The following is a 24,292-nucleotide window of genomic DNA, read 5'->3' on the forward strand; positions in this document are numbered from 1 at the left end:
CATACATGCGCCTGATGGCCGGCCGGCCTGCAACATTTCACGGCACGAAGATCAGAAACACATAGGTGAAAAACACCACGACATGGACCATGCCGGTCAGGAAGGTCGTCCTTTCGGTGCTGAAGCTCACGCTGCATATGAAAAGCGCCAGCACCAGAAGCACGGCATCGGAGGCTGGAAGCCCCAGGGTCAGCCCCCTGCCCGTCAGCAGGCTGGCCGCCGCGACCGCCGGTATCGTCAAACCGATCGTGGCGCAGGCCGAGCCCATCGCGACATTCAGGCTGCGCTGCAGCTCATTCTTGAACGAGGCGCGGATCGCCGAAATGCCTTCCGGCATCAAAACCAGCGCCGCGATCAATGCCCCCACGATGCTGTCGGCCTGGGTCACCTGGTAGGCAGCGAGCGCATCCTCGACACTTGCGGCGACCTGCTCGGCGAGCAGGACTATGCCGATGAGCCCGCTCAGCAGCAACAGGGCGCTGACGGAAATGCTTTCGTGGGTGGCAGTTCGCGTCGGAGCGTCGTGCGCCTGTCCCTGGACGAAGTCCTCCCGGTGCCTGACGGTCTGGGCGAACACGAAGCTCGCATAGAGCAGCACCGAAAGGACGCTTACGAAACCAAGCTGAGCCGCCGAAAACGTGCCGGGATCCGTGGCTTGGGTGTAGGTCGGAAGAATGAGCGTCATTACGGTCAGCGCGATCAGAACCGACAGGTAGGCGTTGGTGCCTTGCCGGAGGATCGCCTGCTTGCGATAGCGCCAACCGCCAAGGGTGAGACATATGCCGACGACGCCGGTGGAGGTGATCATCACCGTCGAGAAGACGGACTCGCGCGCCAGCGTCGGGTTGTTTTCTCCGTGCAGCATCATGGAGACGATGATCGACACCTCGATCGCCGTGACCGCAAAAGTCAGCACCAAGGTTCCGTAGGGCTCCCCTATGCGCCGGGCCACTGCCTCGGCGTGGTCGAGCACCACGAAAATGGTGGTGAACATGATGGCGCTCGACAGCGCTCCAACGAGTATCCTGGCGTTCAGCGACCCCTCGTCGACCGAGAGGCCGCTCGCCCTGACCGCGAGAGCCATCGCCAGCGCGGCCAACGGCATCGTGTAGGAAGTCACCGACCGCCCGTAACCAGTCATTCAAGCCCCCGAAGGCCACGCGTTTGCGCGAACTTAGCGGAAAAGCGCCTGGGGAGCACCTCTCATGGGCATCTTTGCCCGCCAAGCGCACCGTTCAAAACACGATTGAGGACCGGGCATCATTTCTGGCGTCGAATGCCTCGATGGCCTTGCGAACCGCCCCACAGAATCTTTCCAGAAGCTCCGGCTCGTTCCCCAGTCGACGGCGCAGCGAGAAGGGCACTTCCAGCTGTGCGCCTTTGCCCGTCAGCCCTCGGTTGACGATGTTCGAATCCTGGATACCCGGAAACGGATGGTTGTCCTTCTTTGTCGGGAAGCCGGCCTCCTGCAGACGCCAGGCTGTCTCTGAAACCAACGCAGCGTCCTTGCCGCCCATGTAGACTGTCGCGAGATCATCCCGATCCTGGCGACCGTGGATGGCGACGACAGTGGACTTCGTCCGCAACAGTTCCAGCGCGGTTGCCTCGTCGAAGTTCCTCGACGTTATGTGGAGCTCCCGGTTGCTTTCCGGCATGAGGCCTTCAAAGCAATACATATCGAGATCGCCTCCTGCTATCGTCTCGGTGATCAGGGAGGTGCGGGGCTCGATCTTGCCGCCATGCGGAGCCATGACGATCGCGCTGCCGGTTCGCGCGCCGCGCCGGACGACTATGCGATAATCCACGTTTTCGATTTTGGCGGCTTTCAGCGCCGCGAAATTTGGAAACTCGTTGTCCATAAATGCCGTTTCAAGCCGTCTTCTGCGCCACCAGCCCGAGCTCCTCCACCATCGCCGCGCGCATCAGGAACTTCTGCGGCTTGCCAGTCACCGTCATCGGCAGCTCGGTGCGGAAGCGGATGTAGCGCGGCACCTTGTAATGCGCGATCTGGCCGGCGCAGAAGGCCTTGATCTCCTCGGCGGTGGCGATCTGATCGGGCTTCAGCACGATCCAGGCGCAGAGCTCCTCGCCATATTTATCGTCCGGGATACCGAAAACCTGCACTTCCTTGATCTTGGGATGGCGATAGAGGAATTCCTCGACCTCGCGCGGATAGACGTTCTCGCCGCCGCGGATGACCATGTCCTTCACCCGGCCGACAATGTTGCAATAGCCCTCGGCGTCGATCGTGGCGAGGTCGCCCGTGTGCATCCAGCCGTCGACGTCGATCGCCTCGCGGGTCTTGTCGGCGTCGTCCCAATAGCCCTTCATCACCGAATAGCCGCGCGTGCAGAGCTCGCCAGGCTCGCCGACCGCGACGGTGCCGCCGTCGGCGCCGATCGCCTTGACCTCGACATGCGGGTGGATGCGGCCGACGGTGGAGACGCGTTTTTCCAGCGGATCGTCGACGCTGCTCTGGAAGGAGACGGGACTGGTCTCCGTCATGCCATAGGCGATGGTCACTTGCGCCATATGCATGAGCGAGACGACCTTCTTCATCACCTCGATCGGGCATGGCGAGCCGGCCATGATGCCGGTGCGCAGGCTGGAGAGATCGAAGCTGGAAAAATCGACATGGTCGAGCATGGCGACGAACATGGTCGGTACGCCGTAGAGCCCGGTGCAGCGCTCCTGCGCGACCGCTTTCAGCGTCGCGCCGGCATCGAAACCCTCGCCCGGGAAGACCATGGTGGCGCCGTTGGAGACGCAGCCCATCGTGCCCATCGACATGCCGAAGCAATGGTAGAGCGGCACCGGGATGCAGAGCCGGTCGTCGGCGGTGAGCCTGATCGCCGAAGTCACGAAATTGCCATTGTTGACGATGTTGGAATGCGTCAGCGTCGCGCCTTTCGGCGCGCCCGTCGTGCCTGAGGTGAACTGGATGTTGATGGCGTCGCCGGGCTTCAGGCCTTCCGAGATGCGGTCGAGGCTGTCATGCTCGTCACGCCCGGCCATGGCGAGCACGTCGCCGAAATTGAACATGCCGGGCGAGTTGTCGTCGCCCATCCGGATGACGATCTTCAGCGCCGGCAGTTTCTTGGCCTTGAGCTTACCGGGCTCGGCGGCGGCTAGTTCCGGAGCCAATGTCTCGATCATGCCGAGATAATCGGAGGTCTTGAACTGCGCGGCGGTGACCAGCGCCTTGCAGCTGACTTTGTTCAGCGCGTATTCCAGCTCGGTCAGCCGGTAGGCCGGATTGATGTTGACGAGGATCAGGCCGATGCGCGCGGTGGCGAACTGCGTCACCAGCCATTCCCAACGGTTCGGCGACCAGATACCGACGCGGTCGCCTTTTTCCAGACCCAGCGCCAGGAAGCCGGCGGCCAAGGCGTCGACGGCATCCGACAGCTCGCTCCAGGTGAAACGCTTGTCCTGACCGACGAAAACGGCGGCGTCGAGCGTGGCGTATCTGCTCACCGTGTCGGAAAACAGTTCGGGAATAGTCTTGTCGAGCAGGGGCACTAAGCGATCGCCCGATACATGCGCCTTGCCGCCCGGCGGGGCAATGAAGGTGCCGCTGGCGCCGCGCCCGCGCAGATTGGTGGCGTTCATGAGCTCGTCGAGTTTGATCGCCATCGCCGTTTCCTCCCGGGATGATCGAGCCTATCAGCCCGCAAAGGCGGTGGAAACCCGCCGAAGGTACTGCCGCTCACCCAGCCTCCGCTTCGCTCGGCTGACCTCTCCCCACTGGGGAGAGGAGATTGTCAGCGTCGTGGCCAACCTCTTCTCCCCGACGCGGAGAAGGTGGCCGCGAAGCGGCCGGATGAGGGAGAGCGCCGACGCTACCCCGTTATTGCTGACATCTTCGCGGCGATATCGCGCAGCTGCGCTTCATCTTTCGCGTCACGCGCCTTCTTCGAAGCCACTAGGCAGGCCTGCGACTTCAGGATCGTGCCGTCGCCCAGCACCTTGAGGTGATTGGCGCGCAGCGTCGAGCCGGTGGTGGTGATGTCGACGATGACGTCGGCCAGGCCTGCAGCTGGGGCGCCTTCGGTGGCGCCGAGGCTTTCGACGATGCGGTAGACCTGGATGCCGTGCTTGAGTGAAAAGAACTGCTGCGTCAGGCGCCAGTATTTGGTGGCGATCCTGAGCCGCCGGCCGTGGCGCTGGCGGAAATCGGCGGCGACGTCGTCGAGGTCGGCCATGGTGTCGACATCGAGCCAGATGGCGGGCACCGCGACCACGACATCGGCATGGCCGAAGCCGAGGCGGGCGACGATCTCGGCGCGCGCTTCCCAATCGGCGAGGTTCTCGCGCAAAAGGTCCTCGCCGGTGATGCCGAGATCGACCGCGCCCTGGCCGATCTCGCCGGCGATCTCGGACGCGGACAGGAAGGCCACCTCGACATCGTCGAGGCCGTCGATGCGGGCACGGTATTTGCGGTCGTCCTCAGGCAAGGTGACGGCCAAGCCGGCCTTGGCCAGCACTTCGAGGGACTGCTCCTTGAGACGGCCCTTCGACGGGATCGCCAGCGTGATCATCTCGCGCGCTCCTGCAAGGCTTCGATGCGATCGAGCCAGACCGAAAAGCCGACGCCGGGTATAGGCTTCCTGGCGCCGAGCAGCGTCAGCAGCCTATCGTAGCGGCCGCCGCCGGCCAGCGGGCGGTCGCTGTCGCCGGCGGCAATCTCGAAGACGAGGCCGGTATAGTAATCGAGCGGACGGCCGAAAGCGGCGTCATAGCGGATTTGCGCCGCGGACAGGCCATGCGCCTCTATCGCCTTGGCGCGGGCGGCGAAATTCTCCAGCGCCGGTCCCAGCGAGAGGCCGGCATCGGCGGCGAATTTTTCCAGCGCCGCGGTCGCGCCGCTGAGCGCGACGTCGATCTCGAGAAAACCTTTCAGCGCCGAAAACGCCTCGTCGGACAGCCGCACGCTGCGCAGCTGCGCTTTCTCGATCAGCCGGCGCGCGATGTCGACCGGGGCGCGGCCGGACGATGCCGACAGCCCGGCCTCCTCGATGCCGGCAGAGATATGCGCGGCGAGGCCTTCCGCATCGCCGTCGAGCGCAAGCAGGGCGACCGGACCGGAGAGCTGGCTGTTGCGCGGCGGATTGGCGAGATCGGCAAGCGCTGCTTCCAGCATCGGCGCCGAGCCGAAGGCGCGCGCGAGCCGCATGCGCCAGCCGCGTGGCAGGCCAAGCGCTGCCAGCACGGCCTCGAACAGGGTCTGGTCGCCGAGCGTGATGGCAAGTGTCTGGCCGGGCAGCACCAGCGATAGCAGCGCATGCGCATCGGCCAGCGAGCGGGCGTCGGCGGCGGCCATGTCGCGATCACCGAGATCCTCGATGCCGGCCTGGAAGAACTCGTTGCCGCCGTCGCGGCGCTGGCGGAACACCTCGCCCAGATAGGAATAGCGGCGCGGCGTGCCGGCCTGGCTGCCGATGTGGTCGAGGCAGACCGGAATGGTGAATTCGGGCCTTAGGCACAGCGTCTTGCCGGTCTCGCTTTCGGTCAGGAAGATGCGGCGCCGCAGGTCCTCGCCGGCCATGTCGAGGAACGGATCGGCCGGCTGCAGCACGGCGACTTCGACCGCGTGGGTGTCGCGGGTGGCGAAGAGTTTGACGATGTCGGCGGCGATGGCGGGACGGGAGGTCAACTTGCCCGCTCCATTCCGCGCACCCCTGCTTTGGGATCAGGGGGCCTATCGCCGAAGGTTGGCGCTCTACGGCGCCCCCCTCTGTCCTGCCGGACATCTCCCCCACTAGGGGGGAGATTGGCAGCTCGGGTTCCGCGCCTCTTCCTGCAACGTTCAAAATTGGCGAAAGCCGGCGTGACATCCGATCTCCCCCCTTGTGGGGGAGATGTCCGGCAGGACAGAGGGGGGCGCGACAGAACGCGGCCTCTACTTCCCACGTGCACGCTCCTCGGCCTGCGCCGCGAGTATCTTCCTCACCTCGGCAACCAGCTCCCCCTCCGCCACCGTCACTTGCGCCGGCCGTGCCGCCCGCCATTCGGCATTGTCGGTGATCTCGGCCGACAGGCGCGCGCCTTCGATCAGGTCCTTGATCTGCAGCTCGCCCTTGGCGCGCTCGTCGCCGCCCTGGATGATGGCGACCGGGCTGCCGCGGCGGTCGGCGTATTTCAGCTGCGCCTTCATGCCGGCGCCGCCGAGATACATTTCGGAGCGGATGCCGGCGGCGCGCAGGTCCGCGACCATCTTCTGGTAGCGGCCGAGGCTTGTCGTGTCCTTGTCCATGACCAGCACCACGACCGGGGCAATGACGTCGGAGATATCGAGCTTGCCGAGGTTCTTCAGCGCCGTCATCAGCCGGGAGACGCCGATGGAGAAGCCGGTCGCCGGCACCGGCTCGCCGCGGAAGCGCGAGACCAGCCCGTCATAGCGCCCGCCGCCGCCGACCGAGCCGAAGCGCACGATCTGGCCTTCATCATTGGGGATTTCGGCCAGGAGCTCGGCCTCGAGGACCGGGCCGGTGTAGTATTCGAGGCCACGCACGACGGAGGTGTCGACGAGCACGCGGCCCGCGTAGCCGGCGGTATCCACCATGGCCGCAATCGCCGCCAATTCCTCGACGCCTTCGCGGCCGGTATCGGCAAAATAGTCCAACGTCTTCAGCCAGCGGATCTGAGCAGCATTTGGCGAGATGTCAGTTGCCACCTCAAGCTTGCGCCATTCGCCGGCCACCGGGCCAGGTTCGTAATTCATGAAATAGAGAACGGTCTCGATCGCCCTGTGTTCGAGCCCGGCGCCCTTGGTGAAATCGCCGCTCTCGTCCTTGCGGCCGGCGCCCAGCAGTTGGGCGATGCCTTCGGGTCCGATCTTGTCGAGCTTGTCGATGGCGCGCAGCACCGTCAGCCGGCGGCCGGCATTCTGGTCGCCGCCGAGGCCGATCGCCTCCAGCACCCCATCCAGCACTTTGCGGTTGTTGACGCGGATGACATAGTCGCCGCGCTTGATGCCGAGCGCTTCCATGACATCGGCCATCATCATCGCCATCTCGGCATCGGCGGCGACACCTGCAACACCATTCGGCGTGCCGATGGTGTCGGCGTCGAACTGCATGAACTGGCGGAAGCGGCCGGGGCCGGGCTTCTCGTTGCGGAACACCCAGCCGGAACGGTAGCTGCGATAGGGTTTCGGCAGCTTGTCGAAATTCTCCGCCACGAAACGCGCCGTCGGCGCGGTCAGGTCGTAACGCAGCGACAGCCACTGGTCGTCATCGTCCTGGAAGGAAAAGACGCCTTCGTTCGGTCGGTCCTGGTCGGGCAGGAATTTGCCCAGCGCATCCGTATATTCGATCAGCGGCTGGTCGGCCGGCTCGAAACCATAGAGCTCAAAGACCGAGCGGATGGTCGCCATCATCTTCTCGACGGCGCGGATGTCTTCGGCGCTGCGGTCGGCAAAACCGCGCGGCAGCCGCGCTTTCGTCTTTTCGGATTTGTCGGCCATGGGATCGATCTTTTCTGGTAATGGGCGCGCGTTTCCTAAACGATGCCGCTTGGAGCAGCAAGGGTTAGCGCTTCTCCTTCTCTCCTTGCGGGTGAAGGAAGATCTGAAACAAAACCCGCGCCAAAAACGAAACAATTCCGCCGCGGGCGCGGCATGCTGCCGACACAATCGACGACCATAAAGCGCGTCGAAACAAGGGGTTCGGGGCCATGACGACGGCTAAAGACATCATCGAGAGCGGCACATCGGCCAGGCTGCGGCCCGCCGGCGGCACGCTGAAGCCGGCACAGCAGCCGGCCGGGCCGTTCGAGGCTGCGGCGGCCAAGCCGAGCGCCCGCGACGCACTGGTGACTGGCCTGCTGGTGATCTATCCGGCCTTCGCGGCCGTGGCGGCGATCCTGGCCGGGCTGTTCCTGGTCGGCGCCGGCAGCCTCTGACTTTTGCTCAACGATCGGGGGATCATCATGCAGTTGCGACTTGCGTGCGCGCTTTTCTGTGGCATGCCCGTTACCGCCAACGCGTGCCGGCCGGGCGATGTCCGTCTTGCCGGCCATTATTACCTGAACGGCGTCATGGAAGTCGGTTCCGAGCTGCTTTTGAAGAAAGACGGCAGCTTCGAATTCGCGCTCGCCTATGGCGCCAACGACCAGTACGGCAAGGGCTGCTGGGTGAGGAAGGGCTCGACCGTCGAGGTCATCCCGGCCGGCCGCAGCTCCGCCTCCACGCATCACACGCCCGACGACAGCGGCTTCAGTGGACTGGTGCTGACCGTGTCCGGCTCCAGCCTTGTCTGGGACATCAACGGCAGTGGCCATAAGGCAAGGTTCGAGAAATAGCGCGCCTTCTTCCTTCTCCCCCAGGGGGAGAAGGTGAGTCTGCGCCCTACTTCGGCCGCTTCAGCTTCTTGCGCTCTTTCTCCACCTCGGCGCGGCAGTAGCAGCCTTCGAGATGGTCGTTGACCAGGCCCATGGCCTGCATGAAGGCGTAAACTGTCGTCGGACCGACAAAGCTCCAGCCGCGCTTCTTCAACTCCTTCGAGATCCTGACCGACACCGCCGTCGTCGGGTTGGCGCGCAGATGCGCGAGGTCGACGATTTCGGGCCGCTCCTGCGGACCTGGCTCGAACTTCCAGAACCAGGCGGCAAGCGAGCCGAACTCGTCGACCATCTCGCGGGCGCGCTTGGCGTTGTTGATGGTCGAAACGATCTTGCCGCGGTGGCGGATGATGCCGGCATTGCCGAGCAGACGCTCGACATCCGCGTCTGTGAACGCCGCCACCTTGTCGAAGTCGAAACCGGCGAAGGCCTCGCGAAAATTCTCGCGCTTGCGCAGGATGGTCAGCCAAGACAGTCCCGACTGGAAACCTTCGAGGCATATTTTCTCGAACAGCCGCTGATCATTGGTGACAGGCCGGCCCCATTCATGGTCGTGATAGTGAAGATAATCCGGCAAATTGCCGTGCCAGAAGCAGCGCGCCTTGCCGTCGGGGCCGTCGAGAATGCCGCCATGTTCAGTCGCCATCGCTACCAAATCCGTTCGTTAACGCGCCTCGGCGCCAAGTTTACGGTGGCTTTACCAGATTCCTGAACCTGCCGGTAACCACACCAAAAGGTTTACTGACAAAGCGGCATTTTACGCATTCCGATTCATGCTTTGCTTGCCGCTCCGCGCCAAGGATCGCGAAGCCGAGGCCCTCCCTGCCCGGACGAGTTCGACGATCAAGGTGCGTTCCGATGAAGACAGCGTTTTGTTCCCTGCTAGGTGCCGCGGCGATCCTTGCCGCCGGCGCCACGACCTCCCTTGCCAATGACCGCTATGCCGACCGGCCGCCGGTCATGGTGAGCCCCGACCTTTCGGCGCCCTGGGTGCTGCAGCTTGGCCAGGCACCGGGCATCGTGCGCCCTGCCCGCCAGGCAACGCAGCCGCCGCTGCGCCACCTGTTCCAGGCGCAGCCCGACCGGCAGCGCACCGCGGCCGTGCAGCAGCCGGCCAAGCGCATGGTGATGCGGCCGCAGATCAATCCGGTCTTCCTGCCCCAGGAAGTCGCCTATGACGGGCCGGCGAAGCCGGGCACCATCATCATCGATACGCATCAGAACTTCCTCTTCCTGGTCGAGAAGAACGGCAAGGCGCGGCGCTACGGCGTCGGAACCGGCAAGCCCGGCTTCGAATGGTCGGGTACCCACAAGATCACCGACAAGAAGGTGTGGCCAGATTGGCGTCCGCCGGCGCAGATGATCAAGCGCGAGGCGGCCAAGGGCCGTTACCTGCCGACCTATCTTGCCGGCGGCATCGAGAACCCGCTCGGCGCGCGCGCGCTCTATCTCGGCACCACCGAATACCGCATCCACGGCACCAACCAGCCCTGGACGATCGGCGGCGCGGTCTCTTCCGGCTGCATCCGCATGCGTAACGAAGATGTCGTCGACCTTTACGAACGCGTGAATGTCGGAACCACGGTCGAGGTGATATAGTCATAGCGAATCAGCCGGTTAGACGGCGCAGCACTTTTAATTCCTGCTGTTGCCGCCAAGTCATAGTGCAATCCTGCGGGATGTGCTTAAACCGGCGGCAGAGTTTACGGGGGACGGGCCGTGTGGGGATACGGCCGGTCACGAAAGGGCAGCGCGGGCAACCGCGCTGCCCTTTTCATTTTTGAGCTTTTCTTCTGATGCGGGGCGCGGCAAGTCGCCCCGAAAGCAAGCGGTTTCGCTTTCGGGGCTGATTTCCCGGCACTCCTCTGCTATTGCAGCGCACAAAATCTCAGTTGTTACGCAATTCCAGACAGAAAGCCGCTCTCGCGCCTGTCCCCTGAATTGCTCAAGAAGGCAAAAGGTGCCAGCCATGACCCGGACCGACGACAGCCGCTTCCTGAAAGGCGGCCCGGTCGCCCAGCGCATCATCGCTTCGGTGCGCGAGGACGCAGCGATCGCCACGGCCGAGGGCTTCCCGCCGAAGCTGGTTTCGATCACCGTCGGCGATACCGCAGCGGTCGATGTCTATGTGCGCAACCAGCGCGCCAAGGCAGCCCTTGCCGGCATCTCCTTCGAGGAGCGACGCTTTTCAGCCGACATCACCGCCGGCGAGCTGGAGGCCGCTATCCACGGCCTCAACGCCGACCCGCGCGTCACCGGCATCATCATCCAGCGGCCGGTGCCGGCGCATATCCCGATCAAGACGCTGCAGGCGGCGGTGCATCCGTTGAAGGACGTTGAGGGCATGCATCCGGCCTCGATCGGCAACATCGTCTACAACCAGCTCGACCTGGCGCCCTGCACGGCTGCGGCCTCGGTCGAACTGCTGAAGGAGACCGGCCTCGAGCTCAAGGGGCTCGAAGTGGTCGTCGTCGGCCATTCCGAGATCGTCGGCAAGCCGATCGCCTTCCTGTTGATGAGCGAGGGCGCGACGGTGACGGTGTGCCACCACATGACGCGCTCGCTGGCAGCCCATGCGCGCCGCGCCGATGCGCTGTTCGTCGCCGTCGGCAAGCCCAGGCTGATCAAGGCCGACATGGTGAAGCCGGGCGCTGCCGTCATCGACATCGGCATCAATTCCGAGGTCGGGCCTGACGGCGAAACCCGTATCGTCGGCGACGTCGACACCGACAGCGTCAAGGAAGTGGCCTCCTGGATCACGCCGGTGCCGGGTGGCGTCGGCCCGCTCACGGTCGCGATCCTCTTGCGCAACACCATGGTGGCGCTCAACCGCCAGCGCGCGCTTTATCGCGCCACCTACGGCGTGCCGGATCAACTCGCGGCGGAGTAGGCCGGTACACGCCCCCTCACCCAGCCTCCGCTTCGCTCGGCTGACCTCTCCCCGGCGGGGAGAGGAGATTGTCGGCGCCAGCGCCAAACTCTTCTCCCCTCGGGGAGAAGGTGGCCGCAAAGCGGCCGGATGAGGGGGCGCCGGCGACGAAGATCACTCTGCGGCCGCAAGCCCTCGCTCAGAAACGCCTTCCGGCTTCGGACCGCCATAGGCCCAGTCGAGCAATTTTATCGTGTGCACCACCGGCAGCTTCGCAGCGGATGCGATCTGCGTGATGCAGCCGATATTGCCGGTGGCGACGATTTCGGCGCCTGTCGCCTCGATGTTTTTGACCTTGCGGTCGCGCAGCTTGGCGGAAATCTCGGGCTGCAGGATGTTGTAGGTGCCGGCCGAGCCGCAGCACAGATGCCCCTCGCGCGGCTCGCGCACGACGAAGCCCGCCTTGGTGAGAAGCTCCATCGGCTGGCGCGTGATCTTCTGGCCATGCTGCATCGAGCAGGCAGAGTGATAGGCGACGACCGTGCCCGGCTTGTGCACCGGCTCCGGCAGGTCGAGCGCGGCGAGATATTCGGTGATGTCCTTGGCGAGGGCCGAGACGCGTGCGGCCTTTTCGGCATAGGCGGGATCGAGGCGCAGCATGAAGCCATAGTCCTTGATGGTGGTGCCGCAGCCGGACGCGGTGATGACGATAGCGTCGAGCCCGTCCTTCTCGATGGCGCGCGTCCAGGCATCGACATTCCGCCTCGCCGAGGCAAGGGCCTGGTCCTCGCGGCCCATGTGGTGGACCAGCGCCCCACAGCAGCCCTCGCCGTCCGGCACCACGACCTCGACTCCCAACCTTGTCAGCAGGGAGATGGTGGTTTCGTTGATGGCAGGGTCGAGCACCGATTGCGCGCAGCCGGTCAGGATCGCCACGCGACCACGCGGTATGCCTTGCCCGGCATGCGTGCCTGGTTTCGCCATCGGCGATGCCGACGGGATCGCGGACGGCGCAAGCTTCAGCATCGCCGCGACCGGCTTCAGCGCCGGCAGCTTTTCGAACAAGCCGATGAACGGCCGGCCGAGCCCGGCAAGCTTCAACGCGGCGCGGAAGCGGGTCGGGTAAGGCAGCACGAAAGCCAGCATGGCACGCGTCAGCCGGTCGAGCAGCGGTCGCTTGTAAGTCTCCTGGATATGCGCGCGGGCATGGTCGACCAGATGCATGTAGTTCACGCCAGAAGGACAGGTCGTCATGCAGGCAAGGCAGGACAGGCAGCGATCGATATGGGTGACGATCTCCTTGTCCGCCGGCCGGCCGTTCTCCAGCATGTCCTTGATGAGGTAGATGCGGCCGCGCGGGGAATCCAGCTCGTTGCCCAATGTCACATAGGTCGGGCAGGTGGCGGTGCAGAAGCCGCAATGCACGCATTTGCGCAGGATCTTTTCCGATTCCGCGACATGCGGGTCGGCGAGCTGCGCGGCTGAGAAATTGGTCTGCATGTCGCGGTCCTAACCCATGCGGCCGGGATTGAGGATATTCTTCGGGTCGAACTCAGCCTTGAGCCGCGCCGACAATGCCGCGAGATGCGGCGGCTGCGGCTCGAACACCGGCAGCGCCGCACGGTGCGGGGCGGCGGCGCGCACCAGCGTCGCGTGGCCGCCGCCATATTTGCGGATCAAGCCGCGCAGCAGCTCGGCCTCTGGATCGTCCTCGCGCATCGACAGCCACACCAGGCCGCCCTGCCAGTCATAGAAGGCATCGACCGCCGCCTGCATACGCAGCGCCATCACCATGTGATGCGCCTCAGACGGCGCCATCGAGACGCGCCAGACCGGCCGCGTGCCGCCATCGGCGAAAGGCCGGCAATCGCGGATATCGCGCCAGATCATCTTCGACGCCTCGCCCGCGATCTCTTCGAGCGGACCCGCCTTGCCGAGCAGTTGCTTCAACGCCTCGATGCGATAGACGACCGAAGGCCCAAACCCCTCGACCCGCAGCAGCGTGGCGGCATCGCTGCGGTGCTTGCCGCCGGCAACGCGCGCGGCGATGCGCTCCGGCAGATGCGCGGCGCTCGACACTTCGGCGCTGGAGCCGAGCGCCAGCGCCATGGCGGCGAAGGCGGCATCGTCGAGCAAGCCGCGGATGGCCAGGGTCACCTCGGTTTCCGCCGCCGGCAGGACCTTGAAGGTCACGTCGGTCAGCACGGCGAGCGTGCCCCAGCTTCCCGCCATCAGTTTTGAGAGGTCGTAGCCGGTGACGTTCTTGACGACGCGGCCGCCCGATTTGAACGCCTCGCCGCGCCCCGAGACGGCAGCGACGCCAAGGATATGGTCGCGCGCCGCGCCCGCCTTCAGCCGTCGCGGGCCGGACAGGTTCGAAGCCAGCACGCCGCCGATCGTGCCGTTCTTACCCCCTTGGCCCGGCTCGCCGCCGAGCAGCGGGCCGTAGTCCATCGGCTCGAAGGCGAATTGCTGGCCGTTTTCGGTCAGCAGCGCTTCGAGCTCGGTGAGCGAAGTGCCGGCGCGGGCCGACAGCACCAGTTCGGCCGGCTCGTAGAGGGTGACGCCGGTGAGGCGCGAGAGGTCGAGTGTGTGCTCGGTCTGCAATGGGCGACCGATGTCGCGCTTCGAGCCGTGGCCGAGGATTTCCAGAGGCGTTTCCTCCGACGCTGCCCATTGGACGGTGGAGAGGATTTCGGCGGAAGAGGATGGAGCGAAGGTGGTCATTTTGCCTGGACCTGGTTCCTCGCCCCCGCAACGCGGGGGAGAGGTGGCTCGGGCGAAGCCCGAGACAGGCCGAGTTCCTTCGCGCGAAGGAACGCCGACATGCGAATTTGAGCCCCCATCAAAACCTCGGAATATCCGGAAACGCCACCTGGCCGCGATGCACGTGCATCCTTCCCAGTTCCGCACATCGGCGCAGTTGCGGAAACACCTTGCCGGGGTTGAGCAGATGGTTGGGGTCGAAAGCGCATTTCACCCGCATCTGCTGGTCGAGGTCGATCTGGTTGAACATTTCCGGCATCAGGTCGCGTTTCTCGACGCCGACGCCGTGCTCGCCGGTCAAGACGCCGCCGACCTCGACGCAGAGCCGCAAGATGTCGGCGCCGAAGCTTTCGGCCTTGTCGAGCTCGCCCGGCACGTTGGCGTCATAGAGGATCAGCGGGTGCAGATTGCCGTCGCCGGCATGGAAGACATTGGCGACGCCCAGCCCGTATTTCTGCGAAAGGTCGCGCATGCCGGCAAGCACCCTGGGCAGTTCCTTGCGCGGGATGGTGCCGTCCATGCAGTAGTAGTCGGGCGAGATGCGGCCGACGGCCGGGAAAGCTGCCTTGCGGCCGGCCCAGAAGCTCAGCCGCTCCTGCTCGGACTGAGAGATGCGGCAGGTGGTCGAGCCGTTGCGATAGGCGATCGCCTCGACGAGGCCGATCAGGTGATCGACCTCGACGCCTGGACCATCGAGCTCGACGATGAGCAGCGCCTCGACATCGAGCGGATAGCCGGCATGGACGAAATCTTCCGCCGCGTGGATCGCCGGGCGGTCCATCATCTCCATGCCGCCGGGAATGATGCCGGCGCCGATGATGTCGGCGACGCACTGGCCGCCCTCTTCGCTGGTCGGAAAGCCGATCAGCAGCGCGCGCGCCGTTTCCGGCTTCTTCAGGATGCGCACGGTGACCTCGGTGACGACACCGAGCAGGCCTTCGGAGCCGGTCATCACGCCGAGCAGGTCATAGCCTTCCTGGTCGAGATGGCTGCCGCCGAGGCGCACCACCTCGCCATTCATCAGCACCATCTCGATGCCCAGCACATTGTTGGCGGTGAGCCCGTATTTCAGGCAATGCACGCCGCCGGAATTTTCCGCGACGTTGCCGCCGATCGAGCAGGCGATCTGGGAGGATGGATCGGGGGCATAGTAAAAGCCCTCCTGCTCGACGGCGGTGGTGATGCCGAGATTGGTGACGCCGGGCTGGGCAACCACGACGCGGTTCGGATAGTCGATCGCCAGGATGCTGTTGAAGCGGCTCATCACCAGCAGCACCGCGTCCTCGAGCGGCAGCGCGCCTCCGGAAAGCGAGGTGCCGGAGCCGCGCGGCACGACGCGAATGTTGCGCTCGTTGCAGTATTTCAGGACGCGGGAGACCTGGGCGACCGTTTCCGGCAGCACGACGACCAGCGGCAATTGCCGATAGGCGGTGAGGCCGTCGCTCTCGAAGGCGCGCATTTCGTTGGCCGCGTCGACGACCCCCTCGCCCGGCACGATGATGCGCATGTCGGCGACGATCTCGGCGCGACGGCGCAGCGTTTCGGCATCGGGCTTGGGCATGGCTAGGCCGGACATCGGGCGGGCCTCATCTCGCTTGACTGGTCAAAATCTTTTACCAGTCCGTCGCATCCGTTGCAAACGCTGCTTTGGTCGCGCACGGCGCCAAGCGTAACCGCAAGCTTCCGCAGCGGCAATCTGCCGCTGCGGCCTGGGTCGCGCTCGATGAAGTTTGGCCGCCTATTCGCCCGGATGCTTCGCCGGCTCCGAATGCATCTTGCGTACACGGCGCACGCCCCACCATACCAGCAGGATGGCGACCGGCACCGAGGCCGCGGTAACGACTTCGGGCGCGAAAGCGTGGCCGAAGATCGAGGCGCCCTTGGCGACATAGCCGACGAGCCCGACGACATAATAGGACACGGCGGCCACCGACAGGCCTTCGACCGTCTGCTGCAGGCGCAGTTGCAGCCGCGCGCGGTTGTTCATCGAGGCGAGCAGGTCGCGGTTCTGCTTCTCCACTTCGACGTCGACCCAGGTGCGCAGCAGCGTGGTGGCGCGGGTGAGTTTTCGCGACAGGTTCGCCTGGCGCTCCTCGACCGAGCGGCAGGTGCGCATGGCCGGCGCCATGCGCCGCAAGAGGAAGCCCGCCCAGGTGTCAAAACCCTGCACCGGCTCTTCATCCAGCGCTTTGAGCCTTTCGGTGACGATACCGTCATAGGCACGGCTGGCGCCGAAGCGATAGAGACTGGACGCGGCGTCGGCTTCGAGCTCCGCGGCAAGTTCGGTAAGATCGGCGAGCAGCGTCTGGCTGTCGCGGGTTTCGACCGCCTTCATTTCCAGCGTCGTCTGCGCCAGGCGATCCTCGATGCGACGGGCGCGGCCGGACAGCGTCAACGCCATCGGCAGGCCAAGCATGGCGAGCGTCCGATAGGTCTCGATGTCGATCAGCCGCTGCGACAAGGCACCGGTGCTGGCTGGCGTCAGGCCGCGATCGAGCACCAGCATGCGGGTCAGGCCGTCGCCGTCCTGGCGGAAATCGGTGACGATGGCGGCGGCGCCCCGCTCGACCAGCGAATAGCACAGGCTGGTCGGGTCGAAGCCGGCAACCAGCTTTTCGCTCGCCTGCGTCCATTTGCGGATTTCGAGGCGGATGCCGGAAATCACGGTGCCCGGCGGCGAAAAACCATTGCCGAAGGGCGAATCCTCCTGCGCCCGGCCGTTTTCGGCCAGCGGCCCTTCCCAGAGATAGGTCGAGAATTCCGTATGCCGCTCCCAGCGCAGCGTGCCCTTGCCCCATTTCATGGCATGGTGGCGCGCATTGCGCTCGGGCGCGGCGATGCCTAGCCGCCGCGACAATTCCGAGAGCACGGCATGGTCGACAGCGGCGCCACCCTCGGTCATGAAGGAAAGCTGGATCAGCACGCGCGGCTTCTCGATCAGCGGGTGCGGACGCGCATGGACTTCGCCCAGCGCGCCAGGTCGCCCCTCATGCGCCGGGAAGCCCATCACGCTGCCTTGGGCGCGCGGCTGGAATTCGAGTTTGGACGTCTCGTCCGACACGGCTGGTCCCCCTGGTTTCGACCCATCGTGCAATCCGGTCGTCTTGCGGCAATCGGCGGGACGCGTAAACAGCAAATATCGGCGTCCGGGGAGGGTGACGCGAGGCGAACTCTGCGACCAAACTGGACGAATTGGATAAATAATTTGACCAGTTGGCGACAGAGGCTTTAATCTGAGCGATCTCCGTTCCGTTCTCCAGGCATCCCTTTGAGCGACATTTTCTCCAGGATCGAACATTCGCGCACCGCCGACGAGGTGGTGCAGCAGATCGAGAGCCTGATCCTCGAAGGCGTGCTGGGCACCGGCGACCGGCTGCCCGGGGAGCGCGAGCTGGCGCGCCAGTTCGAGGTGTCGCGGCCGATCCTGCGCGACGCGCTGAAGGCGCTGGAAGGCCGAGGGCTACTGACGACCAAGGCTGGCGGCGGCACGCATGTGGCCGACGTCATCGGCCAGCTCTTCACCAAGCCGGTGACGGACCTTATCTCCACGCACCGCAAGGCGGTGACGGACTATCTGGAATACCGGCGCGAGATCGAGGCGGTGGCGGCCGAATATGCGGCGCGGCGCGCGACGCCGGAGGACCTCGCGCTGCTCGACGGGATCATGGCGCGCATGGACGAGGCGCACCGGACCGGCGACTTCGACGACGAGGCGGAAATCGACGTCGAGTTTCATCATGCGGTGTGCGAATGCGCGCACAACATCATCCTCCTGCACACGCTGCGCTCCTGCTACCGGCTGCTCTCGGAGGGCGTGTTCCAGAACCGGCTGCTGGTTTTCAGCGTGCCCGGCGCGCGCGAGGCGCTGCTCGAGCAGCACCGGGCGATACACGCGGCGGTCAAGGCGGCAGACCCAGTCGCGGCGCGCAAGGCGGCGATGGACCACATCACCTATGTCGAACGTTCGATGGCGGAAGCCGAGCGCAGCGGCGACTGGCAGCGCGTGTCCAGGCTGCGCCTTAGACAACGCTCGGACGCCGGCGACATCGAACCCACACGAAAACGCTCCTAGCCATTAGCGGGGAACCCATCATGAGCGAAATCCTCACCATCGCCGACCTCAAGGACCTGGCACGCCGCAGGGTGCCGAAGATGTTCTTCGACTACGCCGATTCCGGCGCCTGGACGGAGAGCACCTACCGCGCCAACGAAGAGGATTTCGGCAAGATAAAATTCCGCCAGCGCGTGCTGGTCGACATGAGCAACCGCTCGCTGGAATCGACCATGATCGGCGAGAACGTGGCAATGCCGGTGGCGCTCGCCCCGACCGGGCTTACCGGCATGCAGCATGCCGATGGCGAGATGCTGGCGGCGCAGGCGGCGGAAGCGTTCGGCGTTCCGTTCACCCTATCGACCATGAGCATCTGCTCGATCGAGGATGTCGCCTCGGCGACCAAAAAGCCGTTCTGGTTCCAGCTCTACGTGCTGCGCGACAAGGATTTCGTGCTCAACCTGATCGACAGGGCCAAGGCGGCGAAGTGCTCGGCGCTGGTGCTGACGCTCGACCTGCAGATCCTGGGACAGCGCCACAAGGATATCCGCAACGGGCTTTCGGCGCCGCCCAAGATGACGCTTGCCAACATCATCGACCTTGCGCTGAAGCCGCGCTGGTGCCTGGGGATCGCCGGCACCAAGCGCCGCACCTTCCGCAACATCGTCGGCCATGCCAAGGGCGTCGGCGACGTCTCTTCGCTGTCCTCCTGGACGAATGAGCAGTTCGATCCGCAGCTGTCATGGAAGGATGTCGCCTGGATCAAGGAGCGCTGGGGCGGCAAGCTGATCCTGAAAGGCATTCTGGACAAGGAAGACGCCTTGATGGCGGCGCAGACCGGCGCCGATGCCATCGTGGTCTCCAACCATGGCGGGCGTCAGCTCGACGGCGCCGCCTCCTCGATCTCGGTGCTGGAAGAGATCGCCGATGCGGTCGGCGACAGGATCGAAGTCCATATGGATGGCGGCATCCGCTCCGGCCAGGACGTGCTCAAGGCGCTCTGCCTCGGCGCCAAGGGCACCTATATCGGCCGACCCTTCCTCTATGGCCTTGGCGCGATGGGCAAGGACGGCGTCACCAAGGCGCTCGAAATCATCCGCAAGGAGATGGACATCACGCTGGCGCTGTGCGGCAAGCGCCTCGTCGCCGACATGGGCAAGGAGCAGTTGCGCCGCTAGGGGCTTGTTCACCTGCCTGCGCTAGCTTCGCCCCGATATCCCGCACGGGGGAAGACACCCGCCTTGACCGAGACCGGCATCCACTACCTCGACGCAAGCGGGCCGGAAGGCATGCGGCTCTACGCCATCGGCGATGTGCATGGGCGGCACGACCTGCTCGCCGCCATGCACCGGCGCATCGAGAGCGAGCTGGAATATGCGCCCGGGGCGGACTGGCGCATCATCCATCTCGGCGACTATGTCGACCGCGGACCGGATTCCAGAAGCGTCATCGATTTCCTGATCGAGGCGCAGAAACGCGATCCGCGCAACATCATGCTCGCCGGCAACCACGACATCGGCATGCTCGAATTCCTTGCCGATGCCGAGCCGGACGGCCTGTTCATGAACTACGGCGGCGTGCAGACGGCACAGTCCTATGGCGTGGATCTTGTGCGCGACGCCCATTGGTTCGGCAAGGCGGAAGCGATCGCGCAGGGACATATGGCCCTGGTGAAAGCGGTGCCGCGCAGCCATGTCGATTTCCTGCAATCGCTGGCTTTTTCGGTGAGTTTCGGCGACTTCTTCTTCTGCCATGCAGGGATAAGGCCGGGCGTGCCGCTTGACCGTCAGAGCCGGCAGGACCTGATCTGGATCCGCGACGCTTTCCATGACCACCCGGGTCTCTTTCCCAAGGTGATCGTGCATGGGCACACGCCGGTACCCGAGGCCGAGGTCAGGGCCAACCGCGTCAATGTCGACACGCTTGCCTGGAAATCCGGAACGCTGAGCGCGCTCGCCGTCGATGGCGGCGACAAACGCATCCTCACCGTGCAGGGAAAGGCGCTTTAGGCGCGATCCCGGCGCGGACGTGCCTCAGATTTTGTCGGGATCTAGTTCAGCGAGGCGGTGACGCCGTAGCCGTCGACGGCCCGGTGGTTGTTCGCTGCGTCGGCGGCATAAATGCCCAGGCCGCAGAGCACGATGGCAGACAGCATGACAAAAGACAGGAGAGCTGCTTTCACGGACGTCATCTCTGGTTAAGCTTTCTGCATCTGAGCACGAGGCGGTTACCAATGCGTTGAAACGGTAAAATGCGTCTCAATGTTTCGACGATTTCGCGCTTCTAAGCAGATTCTGTATCGCCGGTGTGTCGGCTGGATCACACAAAAGGTTCATGGCGGTTGCACCGACGATACAAAGCGCGCCCTCTTAGGCGAGCGGCCGGACACAAACCAAGAAGGAAGAGTGTTTTCCCCAGGCGGAAGTCGACAGGCGTGCCAAATATGCCACGTCCGGCGAGGAAGGCCTGAATGATCAGATCGTCGCCACCCAGGCGCGGGCTATCGCTAGCCCGGCGGCATCGGCATCGGGGCCATTGCGGGCCAACTCGTCGCCGAGGCGGTCGTTCCAGTCGGGATGGCGCTCGGCGATCATAGCGGCGAAGGAGGTGCTCCAGTCGCGCACCATCGGCGTATCCGCCTCGAAGTGAAACTGGAAGCCATAGACGGCGCGGCCGAGGCGGAAGGCCTGGTTTTCTGCGACCGCGCTGCCGGCCAGCCGCACGGCGTTTTCCGGCAGGCCGAACGTGTCGTCATGCCATTCGAAGATCGGGAATTTCTCTGGCAGCGCCGCCAGGACCGGGTCCGATTTGGCGGCCGGCGTCAGCGACACCTTATGCCAGCCGAACTCGGTGGCGCCGCCGATCTGGTTGGTGCCGCCGAAGGCGCGCGCCACAAGCTGGCTGCCAAGGCAGATGCCGAGCACCGAGCGATCCTTGTCGGCGAAATCGCGTGTCAGATCCAGCAATGCGGGGAAATAGGGACAGACATCGTCGTCGAGCGCGTTCTGGGCGCCGCCCAACATCACCATGGCGTCATGCTCGCTGCTGTCCTGCGGCAGCGCTTCGCCGTGGTAAGGCTTGCGCAGATCGATGTCGGCGCCGGCTTCCACAAGGGCCGCGCCGATCTGGCCAAGGCCCTCATTGTCGAAATTCTGGACGACCAAGACCCGCATCGAAAACCTACTGACATGAAAGCGCTGGGGCGAGCGATATCATGCGGCCCTTGTTTCAGCCAAGATGCGCGGCGGAGAGAAAGCTATGCCACTGCAGAACCGGGTCGATCCCTTCGGCGCTATCCATGCCGTGCCGGAACGTGGCCTGTTCACCGGCAACCGCGGCATCATCCATGATCCCGAGACCAGGACGCTGCTGAACAAGCGTTGGGCCCTGCCGGCCTGGATCATCTGCGTCTGCCAGTTCCGCAATGTGCGGCGCGAGCCGATGGGCCGCAATCGGCCCGGCGGCAAGGCCGGCTGGACCGAATTGTTCTTCCTCGACGAGGTGACGGCTTTGGCCGCCGGCCATCGGCCCTGTTTCTTCTGCCGGCGCGAACGGGCGACCGATTTCGTGAGCCGCTTCGGCGAAGCGTTCGGCATCGAGCTCCCCCGCGCGCCGATGGTCGACAAGCGGCTGCACAAGGAACGGCTGGCCTCGGGCGGACAACCGCCCCTCGTGACCGTGCCGGAGCTTGGCGGCCTGCCTGATGCAACGATGATCGCGCAAGGCGACGTTGCCTATGCGCTGCGTAAGGGCAAGGCACGCAAATGGTCATTCGCGGGCTACGCCAGTCCAATTGCCTTCGATCGCTTTGCCGACCGGCCGCTGCGCCTGCTGACGCCGGCGACCAGCATCGCGGTACTGCGGCAAGGCTTCGCGCCGGTCTGGCATCCGACCGCCGATACTTGACGATACCCATCGCCTCGCCCATTGCTCAGCCATGCGCGCCAATTACAAGATGCAACGCCTGTTCGTGCCGGACGATCTCGGGCCCGGCCTCGAATTCGACGCCGGACAGCAGCAGAGCCATTATCTCGCGCATGTGCTGCGGCTCGGCGAAGGCGCCGAGGTCCTGCTTTTCAACGGCCGCGATGGCGAATGGTCGGCTTCGATCGCCGCGAAGTCCAAGAAGGCGGTCCGGCTGAAGGTGCTCGAGCTGCAGCGGCCGCAGCCGCCGCTGCCCGATCTCGTCTATTGCTTTGCACCGCTGAAGCAGGGTCGGCTCGACTACCTCGTGCAGAAGGCTGTCGAGATGGGCGCCGGCACCCTGCAGCCGGTCATTACCCAGCACACGCAGGTGGCGAAGCCCGGCATCGATCGGCTGCGCGCCAATGTCGTCGAGGCGGCCGAGCAATGCGGAATCCTGGCGGTGCCGGAGGTGCGCGAAGCGGAGAAGCTGGAACGGCTTCTTGCCAATTGGGACAAGGAACGGCGGCTGATCTTCTGCGACGAGGATGCCTCGACAAACAATCCGCTGCCGGCCTTGCAAGCGGTAAGCGAGAAGAAACTTGCGCTTCTGGTCGGACCTGAGGGCGGATTTTCCGACGACGAGCGCAAGATGCTGAGGGCCTTGCCTTTCGTCACCGCCATTCCGCTCGGGCCACGCATCCTGCGCGCCGATACGGCAGCGGTGGCAGCGCTTGCCGCCATCCAGGCGACGATCGGCGACTGGTGATCAAATCCTGTTGAGGCCTGGCTCAGGATTTTTTGCTTGATCGGCTACTGACATTTCGTCCATCTAGCGCCGGCGGCCGTCCGGCCACTGCAGCACCGCGCCTCCTTTTCGAGGAGCAGGGGGCGCTGTAACATTTAAAGTCTTGCGCAGGACGTCCAGCGGAAATCGGTGCCGGTTTTCGGAGATCATGCGCACGGAGGGGCTAGATGGCGCGCGACACAACCGATACCCAGCCCATCGAAGGCATCGACGAACTGGTTGGCTATCTGGCCGCCGGCAACAAGCCGCGCGACAAATGGCGCATCGGCACCGAGCATGAAAAATTCCCCTTCTACGTCGATGGCAACGCGCCGGTGCCCTATGGCGGCGAGCGCGGCATCCGCGCCATCCTCGAAGGCATGCAGGAGAAGCTCGGCTGGGATCCGATCATGGATGCCGGCCGCATCATCGGCCTGGTCGAGCCGACCGGCCAGGGCGCGATCTCACTGGAGCCCGGCGGCCAGTTCGAGCTTTCCGGCGCGCCGCTGGAATCGATCCACCAGACCTGTCGCGAGGGCAATGCGCATCTGGCGCAGGTGCGCGAGATCGCCGAACCGATGGGTATCCGCTTCCTCGGCCTTGGCGGCAGCCCGAAATGGTCGCTTGCCGACACGCCGAAAATGCCGAAGTCGCGCTACGAGATCATGACCCGTTACATGCCGAAGGTCGGCACCAAGGGCCTCGACATGATGTACCGCACCTGCACGATCCAGGTGAACCTCGACTTCGAAAGCGAAGCCGACATGCGCCGCAAGATGCAGGTGTCGCTGAAGCTGCAGCCGCTGTCGACGGCGCTGTTCGCCAACTCGCCCTTCACCGAGAGCCGGCCGAACGGCCTGCAGAGCTGGCGCGGCGACATCTGGCGCGATACCGACAACCAGCGCTCCGGCATGCTCGAATTCTGCTTCTCGCCCGATTTCGGCTTCGCCGACTACGTCGAATGGGCGCTCGACGTGCCTATGTATTTCGTCATCCGCGACGGCCATTATCACGACATGACGCGCTACACGTTCCGCCAGTTCATGGAAGGCGCCGCACGCAACGAGATTCCCGACGGGCTGCCGACGATGGGCGATTGGGCAAACCATCTCTCGACCCTGTTTCCCGACGTGCGCCTGAAACGTTTCCTCGAAATGCGTGGCGCCGACGGCGGCCCGTGGCGGCGCATCTGTGCCCTCCCCGCCTTCTGGGTCGGGCTGCTCTATGACGAGCAGGCGCTGGATGCCGCCGAGGCGCTGACGGCGAGTTGGACCTACGAAGAAGCCCTGGCGATGCGCAACGCCGTGCCGGAGCAAGGCATTGCGGCGCCATTCCGCAATGCCACCTTGCGCGACGTCGCCCGCGACGTGCTCGCCATCTCGCGCATGGGGCTCAAGAACCGCGGCAAGAAGAACCGCGACGGCTATGACGAGACCTCGTTTCTCAACACACTCGACGAAGTGGTCGCGCGCGGCACCACCAGCGCCGAGGAGATGCTGTCGGCCTATCACACGCGCTGGGGCGGCTCGATCGAGCCGGTGTTCATGGAGTATGCCTATTAACCGTCCGGGTT

Annotated in this window: 23 protein-coding genes; 10 read left to right on the forward strand and 13 right to left on the reverse strand. The window is 64.8% G+C overall.

Going from position 1 to position 24,292, the window contains the following annotated elements; translation table 11 throughout:
* Positions 1-37 precede the first annotated feature (37 nt).
* The 6 genes from FJ956_RS17880 to hisS all read right to left on the reverse strand — a co-directional run bounded on the left by FJ956_RS17880 (position 38) and on the right by hisS (position 7,468).
* The gene (locus FJ956_RS17880; protein ID WP_140679234.1) at positions 38-1,141 is read right to left on the reverse strand and encodes a calcium:proton antiporter; all 1,104 of its coding nucleotides are present in this window, start codon (positions 1,139-1,141) and stop codon (positions 38-40) included.
* Between the two features lie 94 nt (positions 1,142-1,235).
* Complete coding sequence (locus tag FJ956_RS17885; protein ID WP_140679235.1) at positions 1,236-1,859, reverse strand: poly-gamma-glutamate hydrolase family protein; 624 nt, start codon at positions 1,857-1,859, stop codon at positions 1,236-1,238.
* 10 nt (positions 1,860-1,869) lie between these two features.
* A complete protein-coding gene (locus FJ956_RS17890; RefSeq protein WP_140679236.1) occupies positions 1,870-3,636 on the reverse strand; it encodes an AMP-binding protein in 1,767 nt (588 codons plus the stop codon).
* Between the two features lie 206 nt (positions 3,637-3,842).
* A complete protein-coding gene (hisG, locus tag FJ956_RS17895; RefSeq protein WP_140679237.1) occupies positions 3,843-4,541 on the reverse strand; it encodes an ATP phosphoribosyltransferase in 699 nt (232 codons plus the stop codon).
* On the reverse strand, positions 4,538-5,656 hold the full coding sequence (locus FJ956_RS17900) for an ATP phosphoribosyltransferase regulatory subunit (protein ID WP_140679239.1): 1,119 nt from the start codon (positions 5,654-5,656) through the stop codon (positions 4,538-4,540). Before FJ956_RS17900 ends, hisG begins: the two co-directional genes overlap by 4 nt.
* 246 nt (positions 5,657-5,902) lie before the next feature.
* Positions 5,903-7,468, reverse strand: a complete 1,566-nt coding sequence (hisS, locus tag FJ956_RS17910; protein WP_140679241.1) for a histidine--tRNA ligase — start codon at positions 7,466-7,468, stop codon at positions 5,903-5,905.
* Between the two features lie 209 nt (positions 7,469-7,677).
* Here hisS and FJ956_RS17915 point away from each other — a divergent pair, with 209 nt between their 5' ends.
* The gene (locus FJ956_RS17915) at positions 7,678-7,905 is read left to right on the forward strand and encodes a hypothetical protein (RefSeq protein ID WP_140679243.1); all 228 of its coding nucleotides are present in this window, start codon (positions 7,678-7,680) and stop codon (positions 7,903-7,905) included.
* Positions 7,906-7,932: 27 nt separating this feature from the next.
* Entirely contained in the window at positions 7,933-8,304 is a 372-nt protein-coding gene (locus FJ956_RS17920; RefSeq protein ID WP_140679245.1) for a hypothetical protein, read from the forward strand.
* A 46-nt stretch (positions 8,305-8,350) separates the two neighbouring features.
* On the opposite strand, the gene FJ956_RS17925 is transcribed toward FJ956_RS17920, so the two are convergent.
* Positions 8,351-8,989, reverse strand: a complete 639-nt coding sequence (locus FJ956_RS17925) for a DNA-3-methyladenine glycosylase I (RefSeq protein ID WP_140679247.1) — start codon at positions 8,987-8,989, stop codon at positions 8,351-8,353.
* 212 nt (positions 8,990-9,201) lie between these two features.
* Here FJ956_RS17925 and FJ956_RS17930 point away from each other — a divergent pair, with 212 nt between their 5' ends.
* Positions 9,202-9,942 (forward strand): L,D-transpeptidase, encoded by a 741-nt coding sequence (locus tag FJ956_RS17930; protein ID WP_140679250.1) that lies wholly within the window; start codon positions 9,202-9,204, stop codon positions 9,940-9,942.
* A gap of 370 nt (positions 9,943-10,312) precedes the next feature.
* Entirely contained in the window at positions 10,313-11,233 is a 921-nt protein-coding gene (locus FJ956_RS17935; RefSeq protein ID WP_140679252.1) for a bifunctional 5,10-methylenetetrahydrofolate dehydrogenase/5,10-methenyltetrahydrofolate cyclohydrolase, read from the forward strand.
* Between the two features lie 153 nt (positions 11,234-11,386).
* Here FJ956_RS17935 and glcF read toward each other — a convergent pair whose 3' ends face one another.
* From glcF to FJ956_RS17955, 4 genes are all read right to left on the reverse strand, one after another.
* Positions 11,387-12,712 (reverse strand): glycolate oxidase subunit GlcF, encoded by a 1,326-nt coding sequence (glcF, locus tag FJ956_RS17940; protein WP_140679254.1) that lies wholly within the window; start codon positions 12,710-12,712, stop codon positions 11,387-11,389.
* Between the two features lie 9 nt (positions 12,713-12,721).
* The gene (gene glcE, locus FJ956_RS17945) at positions 12,722-13,939 is read right to left on the reverse strand and encodes a glycolate oxidase subunit GlcE (RefSeq protein ID WP_140679256.1); all 1,218 of its coding nucleotides are present in this window, start codon (positions 13,937-13,939) and stop codon (positions 12,722-12,724) included.
* 118 nt (positions 13,940-14,057) lie between these two features.
* Complete coding sequence (locus FJ956_RS17950) at positions 14,058-15,554, reverse strand: FAD-linked oxidase C-terminal domain-containing protein (protein WP_140679258.1); 1,497 nt, start codon at positions 15,552-15,554, stop codon at positions 14,058-14,060.
* A 162-nt stretch (positions 15,555-15,716) separates the two neighbouring features.
* Entirely contained in the window at positions 15,717-17,039 is a 1,323-nt protein-coding gene (locus FJ956_RS17955; RefSeq protein WP_140679260.1) for a DUF3422 family protein, read from the reverse strand.
* 207 nt (positions 17,040-17,246) lie between these two features.
* Between FJ956_RS17955 and FJ956_RS17960 the strand changes: the two genes are divergently transcribed.
* From FJ956_RS17960 to FJ956_RS17970, 3 genes are all read left to right on the forward strand, one after another.
* Complete coding sequence (locus FJ956_RS17960; RefSeq protein WP_140679262.1) at positions 17,247-18,050, forward strand: FCD domain-containing protein; 804 nt, start codon at positions 17,247-17,249, stop codon at positions 18,048-18,050.
* A gap of 20 nt (positions 18,051-18,070) precedes the next feature.
* Positions 18,071-19,207, forward strand: a complete 1,137-nt coding sequence (locus FJ956_RS17965; RefSeq protein WP_140679264.1) for an alpha-hydroxy acid oxidase — start codon at positions 18,071-18,073, stop codon at positions 19,205-19,207.
* A gap of 63 nt (positions 19,208-19,270) precedes the next feature.
* A complete protein-coding gene (locus tag FJ956_RS17970; RefSeq protein WP_140679266.1) occupies positions 19,271-20,038 on the forward strand; it encodes a metallophosphoesterase in 768 nt (255 codons plus the stop codon).
* Positions 20,039-20,079: 41 nt separating this feature from the next.
* Here the strand turns inward: FJ956_RS17970 and FJ956_RS31035 are convergent, their stop codons facing one another.
* Positions 20,080-20,211 (reverse strand): hypothetical protein, encoded by a 132-nt coding sequence (locus tag FJ956_RS31035; protein ID WP_281405622.1) that lies wholly within the window; start codon positions 20,209-20,211, stop codon positions 20,080-20,082.
* 292 nt (positions 20,212-20,503) lie between these two features.
* The gene (locus FJ956_RS17980) at positions 20,504-21,202 is read right to left on the reverse strand and encodes a type 1 glutamine amidotransferase (RefSeq protein ID WP_140679270.1); all 699 of its coding nucleotides are present in this window, start codon (positions 21,200-21,202) and stop codon (positions 20,504-20,506) included.
* A gap of 85 nt (positions 21,203-21,287) precedes the next feature.
* Between FJ956_RS17980 and FJ956_RS17985 the strand changes: the two genes are divergently transcribed.
* From FJ956_RS17985 to FJ956_RS17995, 3 genes are all read left to right on the forward strand, one after another.
* Positions 21,288-21,935, forward strand: a complete 648-nt coding sequence (locus tag FJ956_RS17985; RefSeq protein WP_140679272.1) for a hypothetical protein — start codon at positions 21,288-21,290, stop codon at positions 21,933-21,935.
* A 31-nt stretch (positions 21,936-21,966) separates the two neighbouring features.
* The gene (locus FJ956_RS17990) at positions 21,967-22,701 is read left to right on the forward strand and encodes a 16S rRNA (uracil(1498)-N(3))-methyltransferase (protein ID WP_140679274.1); all 735 of its coding nucleotides are present in this window, start codon (positions 21,967-21,969) and stop codon (positions 22,699-22,701) included.
* A 206-nt stretch (positions 22,702-22,907) separates the two neighbouring features.
* Complete coding sequence (locus FJ956_RS17995; protein ID WP_140643885.1) at positions 22,908-24,281, forward strand: glutamate--cysteine ligase; 1,374 nt, start codon at positions 22,908-22,910, stop codon at positions 24,279-24,281.
* Positions 24,282-24,292 lie beyond the last annotated feature (11 nt).

The sequence above is a fragment of the Mesorhizobium sp. B2-4-3 genome (assembly GCF_006442815.1).
Classification (GTDB): domain Bacteria; phylum Pseudomonadota; class Alphaproteobacteria; order Rhizobiales; family Rhizobiaceae; genus Mesorhizobium.